The organism is Xenorhabdus kozodoii (assembly GCF_002632875.1).
GTDB classification, from domain to species: domain Bacteria; phylum Pseudomonadota; class Gammaproteobacteria; order Enterobacterales; family Enterobacteriaceae; genus Xenorhabdus; species Xenorhabdus kozodoii.
This window is the reverse complement of the sequence record NZ_NJCX01000007.1, coordinates 134,421-148,335: the sequence shown is the minus strand read 5'-3', so window position 1 is coordinate 148,335 and position 13,915 is coordinate 134,421. Positions and strand designations below refer to the sequence as shown.

At 48.3% G+C, this 13,915-nt stretch carries 13 protein-coding genes; 12 read left to right on the top strand and 1 reads right to left on the bottom strand.

The features are described 5' to 3' along the window. Positions 1–776 precede the first annotated feature (776 nt). The 7 genes from yhfZ (at position 777) to Xkoz_RS06440 (ending at position 7,573) form a co-directional block, all read left to right on the top strand. Entirely contained in the window at positions 777–1,685 is a 909-nt protein-coding gene (gene yhfZ / locus Xkoz_RS06470) for a GntR family transcriptional regulator YhfZ (RefSeq protein WP_099141389.1), read from the top strand. A gap of 54 nt (positions 1,686–1,739) precedes the next feature. Beyond that, positions 1,740–2,102, top strand: coding sequence for a PRD domain-containing protein (locus tag Xkoz_RS06465; RefSeq protein WP_099141388.1), 363 nt, complete (start codon positions 1,740–1,742; stop codon positions 2,100–2,102). 103 nt (positions 2,103–2,205) lie between these two features. Next, complete coding sequence (locus Xkoz_RS06460) at positions 2,206–3,396, top strand: YhfX family PLP-dependent enzyme (RefSeq protein ID WP_099141387.1); 1,191 nt, start codon at positions 2,206–2,208, stop codon at positions 3,394–3,396. A gap of 341 nt (positions 3,397–3,737) precedes the next feature. Then, on the top strand, positions 3,738–4,640 hold the full coding sequence (locus Xkoz_RS06455) for a phosphotriesterase-related protein (RefSeq protein ID WP_244183416.1): 903 nt from the start codon (positions 3,738–3,740) through the stop codon (positions 4,638–4,640). A 99-nt stretch (positions 4,641–4,739) separates the two neighbouring features. After that, on the top strand, positions 4,740–5,102 hold the full coding sequence (locus tag Xkoz_RS06450; protein ID WP_099141386.1) for a DUF2620 domain-containing protein: 363 nt from the start codon (positions 4,740–4,742) through the stop codon (positions 5,100–5,102). Between the two features lie 10 nt (positions 5,103–5,112). Then, positions 5,113–6,468: a YhfT family protein gene (locus Xkoz_RS06445; RefSeq protein WP_099141385.1), complete on the top strand. Its 1,356-nt coding sequence runs from the start codon at positions 5,113–5,115 to the stop codon at positions 6,466–6,468. Positions 6,469–6,472: 4 nt separating this feature from the next. Then, a complete protein-coding gene (locus tag Xkoz_RS06440; protein ID WP_099141384.1) occupies positions 6,473–7,573 on the top strand; it encodes an aminotransferase class V-fold PLP-dependent enzyme in 1,101 nt (366 codons plus the stop codon). Between the two features lie 183 nt (positions 7,574–7,756). On the opposite strand, the gene paaZ is transcribed toward Xkoz_RS06440, so the two are convergent. Then, on the bottom strand, positions 7,757–9,829 hold the full coding sequence (gene paaZ, locus Xkoz_RS06435; protein ID WP_099141417.1) for a phenylacetic acid degradation bifunctional protein PaaZ: 2,073 nt from the start codon (positions 9,827–9,829) through the stop codon (positions 7,757–7,759). Positions 9,830–10,157: 328 nt separating this feature from the next. Here paaZ and paaA point away from each other — a divergent pair, with 328 nt between their 5' ends. The 5 genes from paaA to paaE are packed head-to-tail and all read left to right on the top strand — an operon-like array spanning position 10,158 to position 13,853. Continuing rightward, on the top strand, positions 10,158–11,096 hold the full coding sequence (paaA, locus tag Xkoz_RS06430; protein WP_099141383.1) for a 1,2-phenylacetyl-CoA epoxidase subunit PaaA: 939 nt from the start codon (positions 10,158–10,160) through the stop codon (positions 11,094–11,096). A gap of 5 nt (positions 11,097–11,101) precedes the next feature. Continuing rightward, positions 11,102–11,389 (top strand): 1,2-phenylacetyl-CoA epoxidase subunit PaaB, encoded by a 288-nt coding sequence (paaB, locus tag Xkoz_RS06425; protein WP_099141382.1) that lies wholly within the window; start codon positions 11,102–11,104, stop codon positions 11,387–11,389. A gap of 12 nt (positions 11,390–11,401) precedes the next feature. After that, complete coding sequence (paaC, locus tag Xkoz_RS06420; protein ID WP_099141381.1) at positions 11,402–12,193, top strand: 1,2-phenylacetyl-CoA epoxidase subunit PaaC; 792 nt, start codon at positions 11,402–11,404, stop codon at positions 12,191–12,193. Between the two features lie 38 nt (positions 12,194–12,231). Next, a complete protein-coding gene (paaD, locus tag Xkoz_RS06415) occupies positions 12,232–12,750 on the top strand; it encodes a 1,2-phenylacetyl-CoA epoxidase subunit PaaD (RefSeq protein ID WP_099141380.1) in 519 nt (172 codons plus the stop codon). Positions 12,751–12,764: 14 nt separating this feature from the next. After that, complete coding sequence (paaE, locus tag Xkoz_RS06410) at positions 12,765–13,853, top strand: 1,2-phenylacetyl-CoA epoxidase subunit PaaE (protein ID WP_099141379.1); 1,089 nt, start codon at positions 12,765–12,767, stop codon at positions 13,851–13,853. Positions 13,854–13,915 lie beyond the last annotated feature (62 nt).

Sequence of the window (13,915 nt, the reverse complement as noted above, 5' to 3'; positions counted from 1 at the left end):
GGTCGTTGTTTCATTTTCCTTGGCTAACGCTGTACTGACTTCACTCGCATTGACCAGACAGGGAAATAACATCAACAAAATGATTATAATCGATAAGGCATTCATAACCTTTTTTCCTGATCTCAATATTTGTTGGTGCCTTATAAAGAGTACTAATACCACCAATGTGGCTTGCATTCAATTTGGGCAGGATTTTGATTTATAGACTTCGTCTTACAAAAAAACAAATTTATTATCTAAATCATTAGATAATCTATTAGCTTCAAATAAACAAGTGACTGAATATATAAACCAACGAGCTAAATTTTAATGCCCTTAAATAAGATATTCAGTAGGATACTTTATTGATTCATACAGGGATAAGGGGGAGAATATACCCGTCGCCTTTCAAGATGCGTCTGACACCTCCCCGCGCAGCGGGGAGAAATCAGGTTTCATATCGTGTTGTAAATAGCAACTTGAAGTTTAATGCGTATATAACCTAATTGTTCTGTGTCGTGATAAATAGTGTAGCAAAAATCACCATCGATACAGAAAAATACCGTCAGCGAACATAGATAATATCCCATCCTCCTTATATTCTTCCATAATGGCAATTTTTATATCTTCAAGACAAAATTTAAATATATCTTCAATATATTGATAATATTAGGCTTTGTTATTTTTTAAATTTTCATTTTTTTTGCAATTGTGATATTAATCTCCTTTCTTTAATTCGCTTATTGCGATTTATGTTCAAATTTATGAATATAAATAGGAATGGATAAAAACTTGTCATGATGAGTCAAACATTCATTAAGAAAGAGGGGATAGCACAGTCATTTCTGGCTCGTTATCTCCTCTCTGAACAATGTGGTAATCGCCTGAAAACCATAGAATTACTGGCTAAAGAATGTGGGTTGTCCGTGGGTTTGATGCAAGCAGCATTAAAATCTCTCGAACAGATACAGGCGGTTGGGATTAAGCGTCGTGGTCGTAATGGTAGCTTTCTTGCACAGATAAACCACAAATTACTCTTGAAATACGCCGATATTGGCAATGTGGTTTGTGCGATGCCGCTCCCCTATACCCGCGCTTATGAAGGGCTAGCAAGCGGTTTAAAAGCATTATGTGCTGGCGTTCCTTTTTATTTTGCACATATGCGTGGTTCAGATATCCGCATTGAATGTTTACTGAATGGTGTTTACGACTTAGCAGTAACATCAAGGCTTGCCGCAGAGCAGCACCCAGAAAATAAAGATCTATATATTGCGCTTTCACTAGGGACACAAAGTTATACAGACAGGCATCGGTTAATCTTCCGCAATGGCGAAATGGGATCTATTCGTCGCGTTGGGTTAGATAGCACCTCAGCAGACCAAAAAATAATGACAAAACAATACTTTGCTGGCAAAGACATTGAATTGGTCGAGGTTTCCTATCATGAATGCTTAAATCAAATCATAAAAGGCCACATTGATGCGGCCATCTGGAACGTTGGACAAGGCCATGAACTCATAACACGAGGCTTGATGACCCAACTCCCTGACGATAGTGAGTGTTTTATCAAGGCGTCTGAAGCCGTTATTCTTACCCGTAAAGATAATGTCCCTATCCAGCAATTCCTGCATACCCTGGTTGATCAGGATCGATTAATGACCCATCAACAAAAAGTCGTGGCAGGTATCATTGAACCTGTTTATTGAAACTCGATCAGCCAAAATAAGCTATTAATTAATAACTCAGTATTACAAAAAACAATGATAGAACAACGGTTAACTATCCTGCTACAAGGTGGCGTTATCGATCAAGATATCCACGATAGTATGCTGGAAGTTGTGCGTACTCTGGAAGATATTTGGCTTATCCCTGTCCATCATCCACTCGGCGAAATGGCGCTGGCCCATATGGCAAGTGCTTTCATGCGTTCACGCCGTGGCGAAATCATCGCCCCATTAGATCAAGCAATATTGGCAAAACTCAAGCAATCTGAATACTACGACCAATTACTCATCATTCATCGATCCCTAATCGAAAAGTTTGCAGTCGCTTTACATCCCAATGAGGAAGGCTATATGTTAGCAAATTTATATGGTTTAATATCTTCACACGAAGGGAATTAACTTTTGATTCTCATATAAATATTCAAAAAAATGAAGATTATGTTAGACAAAAAATTTTGCTTTTCACACAGCCTTGCTGCTTTGCAATCATGAAGGGAGTCCTATGTTTATTGAGGCATTAAAAAAACAGAACACCAAATTAATTGAAGTTGCAAAAAACCTTTGGCAACAAGGTGCAATCTTGCCAGATACCTACATTATTGACGTTGATCAGGTTTTGGATAATGGTCGGCGCTTGCTGAAAACCGCGGAGCAATATGGCATTGAGCTATATTTGATGACCAAACAAATTGGACGTAATCCCTGGCTGACTAAGCAATTGATTAAGCTCGGTTATCACGGTGTCGTGGCGGTTGATTTCAAAGAAGCCTATAGCCTGAGCCAGCACGGTATACCACTGTGCCACATCGGCCATTTAGTGCAGATACCCACCCATTTAATCGAAACTATGCTCAAACATAATCCGGGTATTATCACCGTCTTTTCCCTTGAAAAGGCACAAGCGATTTCGGATATTGCGGAGAAATTGGGACGAATTCAGCCCATCATGCTGAAAGTATTTGATAAACGAGACACCCTTTTCCCCGGTCAAGAAGCGGGCATTCCCTTCCATGAACTCGATATTGTCGTAGATGCCTTAAGGCGCATGCCAGGCATCAAATTGAGTGGGTTGACGCATTTTCCTTGTCTGGAATGGAACCCTCGGTATCAGATAACCTTACCCACAACCAATTTGCTTACCCTCCTTCGGGCGCGAAACCGACTGGAGCAACTCGGCATCAACGTTTCGCAAATCAATGCCCCGGCGGCCTCAAGTTGTAACACCATACCGCTACTGGCCAAATACGGAGCCACCCATCTGGAACCCGGCCATGCCCTAACCGGAACCCTCCCCGCCAACGTGAGTGGCCGGGAGCCGGAACATATTGCGATGGCCTATCTCACCGAAGTTTCTCATCACCACGATGGGAATAGTTACTGCTATGGGGGTGGCTACTATAAACGCGGGAAGATGAAACATGCGTTGGTTTTTCCTGAATGCCCCACCCCTCCAGGCATCATTTCTGCTAAAAAAGTACGTATATTGCATCTGAATGAACCCTGCATTGACTACCATCTCCCATTGGCAGGCACTCACCCTATTGGTAGCCCAGTGCTGATGTGTTTTCGTTCCCAAATTTTTATAACGCGCAGTGATGTAGCCCTGGTTTCAGGTATTCAATCTGGCTCGCCAAAACTTGAAGGCATTTATGACAGCCAAGGAAATTGGAAAAATAGCGGTTACGCTAAATAATCCTGCAACCAGCGTATTACAGATAATATTACTCCATCATTAAATAATGTTATTTTCGCCATAGCGAATTTACCGCATGATCCAGCGCACCCTATTTTTATGGAATGATTTTATGGGATGGTTATTTTGCACTTTAATCAAAATAGCCATTGATAAATTAATTATGGGATACTAAAAACAAACCGGGGATACGCCCATACATTCCGCCTCGCATTCCTCATCCCGTATTGATGCAGTTGAAAGCACACTCAGCCGAGGGATATCAGAGATATCAAGTTGAACATCGGGGGGACACACTGCAATCTTCATCAAAAAATCAAGCCACTCATCACTATTTGACGATAAAGGCAAATAGCGGGATTGATGCTTCAGGCTACACCTATGTACATGAGCATTTACATATCGATCTCTCGGCTGCGAAAGGAAACCTGGATTGTCGATTAGATCAATATGATCTGATCGTAGAAGAGCTTCGTCACCTCTACACCCTTGGGGTCAGAAATATCGTGGAGATGACCAATCGTTACATGGGACGCAATGCGGCTTTTCTGCTGGATCTGATGCGTGATACCCACATCAATATCATTGCCTCGACGGGCTACTACAAACAACCGTTCTTCCCTGCCCACTTCAGGGCGTTAAGTGTGCAAGCGATCGCCGATGACATGATCGCTGAAATTGAAATTGGCATTGATGGCACCGAATTAAAAGCCGGGGTGATTGCCGAGATCGGCTCCAGCCTTGATCAAATCACGCAAGATGAGCAAAAGGTGTTTACCGCGGCGGCATTGGCGCACCAGGCAACAGGCCGCCCCATTTCCACTCACACAACATTAAGCACCATGGGACGCGAACAGTTGGCGCTGCTGAAAAAGTGTGGTGTTTCCCCTGAATATGTGGCTATTGGTCATTGTGATCTGAAAGACAACCTGAACACCATCATTCCGTTACTGGAGGAAGGCGCTTGGGTGCAATTCGATACGATTGGCAAAAATAATTACTATCCCGACACTCGACGCCTAGCCATGTTGCAGGCGATCGCCAAACGTGGGCTACTTGATCGCGTCATGCTTTCCCAAGACATCACCCGTCGCTCCCATTTGAAAAATAATGGGGGAAATGGCTTCGATTACCTGTTAACGGTATTCGTTCCTATGTTGCTGGAAGCGGGTTTTAGCCAACAACAGATAGACCAAATGCTGCGTGATAATCCTGCCCGGTTTTTCCAAAGCAAGATTGAATAAAAATACAAAAATAATTTTAAAACATAAAGTTAACGCTAAAAACATCGTTTTTTTTCAAAAAGCAATCCGATATGAAGAGACAAAGAGAGGGATAACAACATGAAATTTGTCGTTGGTGGACAAATAGAAAAAGAGGCAATAGCCGAAAATATTCGGCAATTGGCGGGAAACAGAGCCACTTCCATTACCATCATGGATGACATTGACGCGGCAATGGCAATGAAAAATGGCGAAGCCGATTACTATCTTGGCGCGTGCAATACGGGCGGTGGAGGTGCGTTGGCAATGGCAATCGCCCTTATCGGATTAGATCAATGTGCCACCATCGGCATGCCAGGAAAAATCCTGTCTAATGACGAGATCATTGCCCATGTGAAAGCCGGCAAGAAGGCTTTTGGTTTTACCGGGCAGGATATTGATGTCGTCCTGCCGGTGCTCATCAACACCCTTATCTCACTGTAAGGAGGCGATCATGCAACATTTCCATGATTTCCTGCTGAGATTGATGGAGGTCGACCCGTTTAAGGCGGGATTATTGGCAGCCATTGGCGCCATTGCCTCAATGATGGCAAACCGGGGTATCGCGGTTTTCCACGATGGCTTGCGCCCACTGTTGCCGGAATACCTTGAAGGCCGGATGAGCCGCAAGGCGCTCGCTGCAACCAGCTTCGCCCTGAGCATTGGTTTGGTTGTCGGTTTCGGTATTCCCTTTTCCCTCACCGCGCCCATTGTCTTGGTTCACAGCCTGTTACTCGGTACAGACATGATCGGGATCGGGTGTGCCAATAGCCGAAGGGGTTTTATCGCCTCCGGTATCATCGGTGCCCTCTATGCCATCGCACTGTTGGCCGGCCTGCGTTCAGTTGTGGAACTGTTTGCCATGCTGCCCGTCAATTTCACGGATGATCTCAAGAAAGTCGGCGATCCAATTGTGGCCTGTTTTGCCCTGTTCCCGGCGATGGTGGTTGGCTATCAATATGGCTATCGCAAAGGGCTGTTGGTCATGTTCACCGCACTGGTCGGCTATCTGGCAACCAAGGCCATCGGCTCACTGAGTTTTGGCGGCATGATCGAAAAGCCCGTCAGTATCGATCCCAATGGCGCCGCATTATTATTGTCGATGATTGCGATGTTCTATTTTGCCATGCGTGAACGCCCAACACAGTCAGGGGAACAAAAGCCAAAAGGCGCGAATGAAGTCTTGGTCGGTCTGTTTTCAACCCGTATAGAACGCATCCAGAAAAACAAATGGTTGTTAATCCTGTGCGGCGGCCTAACAGCCAGTGCAGCGACCATGTCTTTTAGCCTGCTGGCAGAAGGGCCTGTTTCCCTGCAACTCATGGCACAAGGTGAACAGACCAACGCATTACTGGTCGCCTTGGCTCGTGCCATTAGCTTTATCCCATTAGTGGGCACGACGGCTATCGCCACCGGCGTTTATAGCCCAAATGGCATGAAATTTGTGTTTGTGGCCGGGCTGGCAACCAACAACCCGTGGATTGCCTTTGCCGCAGGCGGCATCACCATGTTCATTGAAATCCAGCTACTGGCAAAAATCGCTATCTGGTTGGATAAATACCCTGGGGTGAAAGCCTGTAGCGGGCATATTCGTACCGCGATCACCAAAATGCTCGAAGTCGCCTTGCTGGTTGGTGCTATGATTGCCTCCAACGCCATTCTGCCAGGCATGGGCTTTATGATCGTAGCCGGGATCTACCTGCTTAACCGCACTTCCAAACGTCCTTTAGTCGAAATGGCTATCGGCCCAATTGCCACCATCATTGTGGGCATTCTGGCAAACTTGCTCTTTCTGCTAGGGATAAAATAAGAAAATGAAAACCGCTCCATTGCAAAGTATGACGATGGCACAAGCGCAGCAGCAACAGTTCAAGCTGGTTGATATTATCTGTCGTCACTTTCCTGGGGCGGATTTTCTTTCGCAAGGTGATCTGGGCCTGGTCCCCGATCTTCACCAGCCACGGATGACCCGACGTATCGAAGCGGTGATTGCGGAGTTTTTCGGTGCCGAAACCGCCGCCTTTGTCAATGGAGCAGGAACAGGGGCATTGCGCGCAGGGCTGGCCGCGTTGGTCAGCCCCAATTCAACGTTACTTGTACACAGCGCCCCCATTTACCCGACAACCAAAGCATCAATTGAACAAATGGGGCTTCGTGTCGTTCAGGCGGATTTTAACCACACCGAGCACATTGTGGCCGCCATTGAGCAATACCAACCGACAGCCAGCCTGATCCAACATACACGCCAGAAGATGTCTGACCATTATTCTCTGCAAGAGGTAATCGGCACCTTGGATCAACATGGCATTCCTTCATTGGTGGATGATAACTACGCGGCGATGAAAGTGGCGCACATCGGTTGCCAATATGGTGCAACACTTTCCACATTCTCTTGCTTCAAGTTATTGGGTCCGCAGGGTGTTGGGATCATTGTCGGGAAAAAGGCCATCATGGATAACCTGCGCCACAGCATGTACTCCGGTGGCTGCCAGATACAAGGTTATCAGGCAATGGAAGCCTTGCGTGGTCTGGTATTCGCGCCAGTGATGCATGCCGTACAGGCAGAAGTGAATGACGAACTGGTCACGCGTTTAAACCAAGGGGAATTGCCACCGGTGAAACACGCCTTTCTCGCTAATGCTCAATCAAAAGTGTTATTAGTGGAATTTCACACCCCCATCGCAGACAGGGTACTTGCTACAGCCCATACCCTCGGTGCGCTACCTTATCCGGTCGGTGCAGAGTCAAAATTTGAAATCCCCCCCCTGTTTTACCGCATTTCCGGCACCTTCCGTCAGGCAGATCCCACACTGGAACAACGCATGATCCGTATCAATCCCAATCGTAGCGGCGCAGATACCGTAATGCGCATTTTACGGGAAAGCTGTCAGTTGGACAGAATCAAACATAAATAAACTCATGTTAACCATCTTACTTAGGGCACTTAAAGGCTAATGAGCTATTCCAAAAGAGGCAACCCACCGATGCTACCAATAACATTTAGCCTGAAGAATCATCGCCCTTTACTTTTGGCAAATACCCTCAGGCGCCTGTTTCCGTGACTTAATACCTCTGCGAATGATTTCTCCTCACCACGACTATACCGACGCCGCAAAATCCCCTTGCTGCCTCTCCACCAAGGTCAGGATGCTATAAAGCGCCACCGGCTGTTGTTCCTGATTCAACACCTGCACATCCCATACCACGACACCCTGTGGCTTATCTTCTGGCGTTTTCTGGACTTTCTTGATCTTCTTCTTGCAAGTCAAACGTACCTGAATGGTATCGCCAATCTTGACAGGTTCAATGAAACGCAGGTTTTCCATGCCATAGTTGGCAAGCACCGGCCCTACTGCCCCATCAACGAACAAGCCCGCCGCTGCCGATACGATAAAGTAACCATGTGCCACACGTTCACCAAACAGGGATTCGGCCGCGCCAATTTTATCCACATGAGCATAAAAATGATCCCCACTCAGGCAGGCGAAATTCACGATATCCGCTTCTGTCACCGTCCGGCGAGCCGTCAGCAAACTTTCACCTATTTCAATGTGTTCAAAATATTTGCGGAATGGGTGAACCGGCTCTTCTTTCACTTTCGCGCCACGAACCCACTCACGGCCAATCGCTGCCAGCATACTTGGGCTGCTTTGGATTGCGGTACGCTGCATATAATGTTTCACGGCACGCAAACCGCCTAACTCTTCTCCGCCACCGGCACGCCCTGGCCCGCCATGTACCAACATCGGTAACGGGGAGCCATGTCCTGTGGACTCCGCAGAAGCCGTTGCATCCAGTACCAACATCCGGCCATGCGCACACGCGGTCGCACGGATCACCTGTACCGCAATCTGTTCATCCGCCGTCACCAATGATCCCACCAGACTCCCCTGTCCCATCATCGCTAATGCTATCGCCTGTTCGGTATCCTGATACGCCATTAACGTGGCAACCGGCCCAAAGGCTTCCGTGCTGTGCACCACCTGATTGGTGATTGGATCAGCGCAATAGAGCAATGTCGGCGGGTAAAATGCGCCATGTCTGTTGCTATTGCCTGTCAGCACCAATTTATCTAACGAACCGCCACACAAAACCTCGCAACCGCTATTGCGCAACTCATTCACCCTTGCCTGCACTTCATCGCGCTGTTCCCGATTAATCAATGCCCCCATGCGCACTTCTGGCAAAGTGGGATCACCGACGGCCACCCCAGCCAGCCGCTTAAGCAGTGCTTGTTTGACCGCGCCCATTTGGCTGGCTGGCACCATAACGCGCCGGATAGCCGTACATTTCTGGCCGGCCTTCACGGTCATTTCGCGGGCAACTTCCTTAATGAAAACGCCAAATTCCGGCCTATCTGGGGTCACATCTTCGCCTAAAATACAGCAGTTGAGGGAATCCGCTTCCATCGTAAAAGGGATGGATTTTGCTATCAGCCGGGGATGGGAGCGCAACGTCTGCCCCGTCTGTGCCGAGCCGGTAAAGGTCACAGCGTCCTGATAATCGAGATGATCAAACAGATCACCAATACCACCGCAAACCAGTTGCAATGCCCCTTCCGGCACCAGACCGCTGTCGATAATCACTTTCACCATCGCCTGTGTCAGTTGAGCCGATGCCGTAGCCGGCTTGATCATCGCGGGCATACCTGCCATCCAGGTTGGGGCCAGTTTTTCCAACATCCCCCAACAAGGAAAGTTAAACGCATTGATATGCAGTGCGACCCCCGGACGGGAGGTCAGCACATGGCGTGCCACAAACTGGGACTGTTTAGACAGCGGGATCATCTCATCCTCCGGCCACAAAGTATCATCCGGCAATTCACGCCCGGCTAATCCCGCATAAGAAAAGAGTGTCGCTATCCCTCCCTCAATATCCACCCAACTATCTGCACGGGTTGCGCCGGTTTCTGTAGAAAGAGCATACAGCGCCTCTTTGTTGGCGAGCAAATGTTTGGCAACCGCTTTCATCATCTGCGCACGTTGCTGGAATGTCATCGCCGCCAGCGCCTTTCCCCCTTTTTCACGGGCGTAGCTTAAGCCTTCTGCCAATGGCAAGCCTTCTGAAGATACCTGATACAAGGCTTCACCGCTGACGGCATGATGGATGGTTCTGGGGTCGCCTTGCCCATAAACCCAGGCACCACAAATGTAACTCGTTAACTGTTGCATTTTTTTCTCCACCGATTTAACCAATGAAACAATCATTAAGTCATAGAATGCTATTTATGTATCACATACCTGATTGACAAAACCACTCATAAATTTAACAAAATAAAAACATTTGCGCCCGGTCACTCGTTAATATTCATCCTGCCATCAAATAAAAATAATTAATCCATTGTTTTATAATGAATAAAAATACATATTGTGACATGAACAACAAATACACAACTTTGGCGTTTGCTATTTTTGTTACTAATTTGTAGATTTATGGTTACAAAAAGTGATTCATTTTTATTTCTTATATTGAAAAATAAGAATCATAATGGAGTCGCATATGACAATTGATCCACGTCAGGCAGGCGTTGACACAAAGCATTTCGAAGCAAAAATAGCCGCAGATCGCTCGATTGAGGCCAAAGATGGGATGCCTGAAACCTATCGCCAAAATCTGATACGTCAGATCGGCCAACACGCCCACTCGGAAGTGGTCGGCATGTTACCGGAAGCCAATTGGATCACCCGCGCCCCAACCCTGCGTCGCAAGGCGGTATTACTGGCAAAAGTGCAAGATGAGGCAGGGCACGGGCTATATCTCTATAGCGCCGCCGAAACACTGGGCTGTTCCCGTCAGGACATCTACCAAAAGCTGTTGGATGGCAAGATGAAATACTCTTCGATCTTTAACTATCCCACCCTTAGTTGGGCGGATGTCGGCGTGATTGGCTGGCTGGTGGATGGCGCGGCGATTGTCAATCAGGTGGCCTTATGCCGTGCCTCTTACGGTCCCTACGCCCGCGCGATGGTGAAAATCTGCAAGGAAGAAAGTTTCCACCAGCGACAAGGCTATGAAGCGGTCACCGTGCTGGCGAATGGCAGCGAAGCCCAACGCGCCATGTTACAAGATGCGATTAACCGTTTCTGGTGGCCAACATTGATGATGTTTGGTCCCAATGACAGTGATTCCCCCAACAGCGCCCAGAGCATGGCATGGAAAATCAAGCGGTTCAGCAATGATGAACTGCGGCAAAAATTCATCGACAACACGGTGCCCCAATTGGAAGCCTTGGGCATGACCGCCCCCGATCCTGATCTGGCGTGGGATGAAACAACAGGGCATTACCGTTTTGGTGAAATCAATTGGGATGAATTCTATCAGGTACTGAAAGGACAGGGGCTATGCAATCACGAACGGCTGGCAGCCAAACAGCGAGCCTGGGAAAACGGAAGCTGGGTTCGGGAAGCGGCTTTTGTTCACGCCAGCAAAGGAGAGTGAATCTTATGAACAATACCGATTGGCCTCTGTATGAAGTCTTTATCCGCAGTAAACAAGGGCTGGCGCACCGTCATGTCGGCAGCCTCCATGCGGCAGATGATCAAATGGCACTGGAGAACGCCCGCGATGCCTACACTCGGCGCAATGAAGGCTGCTCCATCTGGGTAGTGAAATCCCGCTATCTGGTGGCGTCACAACCGGAAGATCAGGGGGCTTTTTTCGACCCCTCGGAGGACAAGATTTACCGTCATCCCACGTTTTACACCCTTCCTGATGGCATCAAGAATCTGTAGGGGGACGGAAAGATGAACTTACACAGTACCTCATCCCCCAACCCGACCTTATCTAACCATGCCCTATACCACTATGTCCTTCGTCAAGGGGATACCCCACTGATTCTGGCACAACGCCTGTGTGAGTGGTGTGGACATGCACCAGAGCTGGAAATTGACCTCGCCCTGTCCAATATCGGCCTTGACCTATTAGGGCAAGCTCGCCATTTCCTCAGCTATGCCGCCACCCTGGCAGAAACGGGGCAGGATGAAGATCACCTGGCATTTTGGCGCAACGAACGCGAATTCTTCAACCTGCTGCTGGTGGAACAACCCAATGGTGGCTTTAACGACACCTTGGTACGCCAATTTTTTATTGATGCCTATCACGTCCTGCTGCATCAAGCCCTGAGAAAAAGCCGCGACCCTCAATTGGCAGCGATCAGCGCCAAATCATTGAAGGAAGCGGAATACCACCTGAGATTTAGCCGGGGTTGGATGATCAGATTAGGGGATGGAACAGCGCTGAGCCACGAGAAAATTCAGCAATCTATCAATCAACTGTGGCGTTTTAGCGGTGAACTGTTCCATTGCGACGAAATAGAACAGCAACTGGCCGAAGAAGGCATTGCCGTTGATCCCCGCACCCTGCATGAACCGTGGCTGCAAATCATCAACGAAACGTTCGCCGAAGCCACGCTAGCACTGCCGCAAGAAGCGCCTTATCGACAAGGAGGAAAGCAAGGACTGCATACGGAACATCTGGGATACATGTTGGCAGAAATGCAATACCTGCAACGCACTTATCCCAACTGCAACTGGTGACAAAAACGAATAACAAACCGATAGCAATGGGAGGCGTCATGGAACCGCAAAGCAATCCCCACCTTCATTCAGACATACAGCCGCCGGAAATTCATCGGATCTGGCAATGTCTGCACCAAATTGCCGACCCAGAACTGCCTGCGCTCTCTATTACTGATCTCGGCATGATACGGGCGGTGACGCCATTACAAAACGGTTGGCAGGTGACATTAACCCCAACCTATTCCGGCTGTCCTGCGACGGAATACCTGATCGAAACCATTCAGGAAACACTGGCACAAGCCGGTTTTTCTGCGGTGCATATCGACGTGAGCCTTAGCCCTGCGTGGACCACAGACTGGATAAATGCCGATGCCAGACAACGTTTGCGGGGTTCCGGCATTGCCCCGCCTCAGGGATTGGTTTGCGAAAAAACAGCCAATATAGAACCCATCGCCTGCCCATATTGCGGCAGTCATGCAACAGAAAAAATCAGCGAATTCGGTTCCACTGCCTGCAAGGCACTCTATCGTTGCCGGGACTGTCTGGAACCGTTTGATTATTTCAAATGCATTTAACGAGGGAGCAGAGGATGCCTACTTTTCATCAAACACGCTCACATGGCTTTCACCGCTTACGCATTGCCGCCATCGAAAAGGAAACGCCGGATGCCGTGGTGGTCACCCTGCATATTCCCGCTGAGCTGAAAAAGCAGTTCTGCTATCACCCTGGTCAACACCTGACACTCAAGGCAACGGTGGATAACGAAGAGCTACGCCGCTGCTACTCCATCTGTAGCTCACCGTTGGATGATGTATTACAAATTGGCGTCAAAATCATCCCTCAAGGCCGCTTTTCAACCTTTATCAACCGGCAATTAAAAGTCGGGGATGAATTGGACGTCATGCGGCCACAAGGCAGTTTTGGCCATCGTCCCCGTTCCGATCAACAAGGGCACTATCTGGCTATTGCCGCGGGTTCGGGTATCACGCCCATCTTATCGATCATCAAAAGTACGCTGGCACGGGAACCTGATAGCACCTTTACCCTGATTTATGGTAATCGCACCAGCCGCTCGATGATGTTCAAAGAGGCACTGGCGGATCTCAAGAACCGTTACCTGAGCCGTTTGCAGCTTCTGTACCTGTTCAGTCAAGAAACCACCGATAGCCCTCTGTTTAACGGCCGCATTGACATTGAACACCTGAACCACCTCGGCAAGATCCTGCTTAATTTTGCCCAATTTGACCATGCGTTTCTCTGTGGACCGGAAACCATGTTGGATGATGCCGGTTGGGTACTGGAACAGGCAGGAATACCAACCAAGCGCATCCATAGTGAACGTTTCAATACCGGGCAAGCCCAAAAAGCGGCACCCCCTGCCAATCTCGCAGGACGCAGTGAAACCCGCGTTGAGATCCACCTGGATGGACGCATTCTCAACATTACGATGAACGCCGGTGATGACAGCATCCTCGATGCGGCATTACGTCAGGGCGCAGATTTGCCCTACGCCTGCAAAGGAGGCGTATGCGCGACCTGTAAATGCCGGCTTAAATCCGGCGAAGTGGGGATGAGAGTGAACTACAGTCTCGAACCCGATCAATTAGCTGCCGGTTATATCTTGAGTTGCCAGTCATGGCCGAAAGGTGAGGGGGTCGTGGTCGATTTTGATGTCTAGCCGCTTTCATGCGCTTTTATACGCTTTTATAAGTAAATAAAAAAACAGCCAAAAGTGAGGAG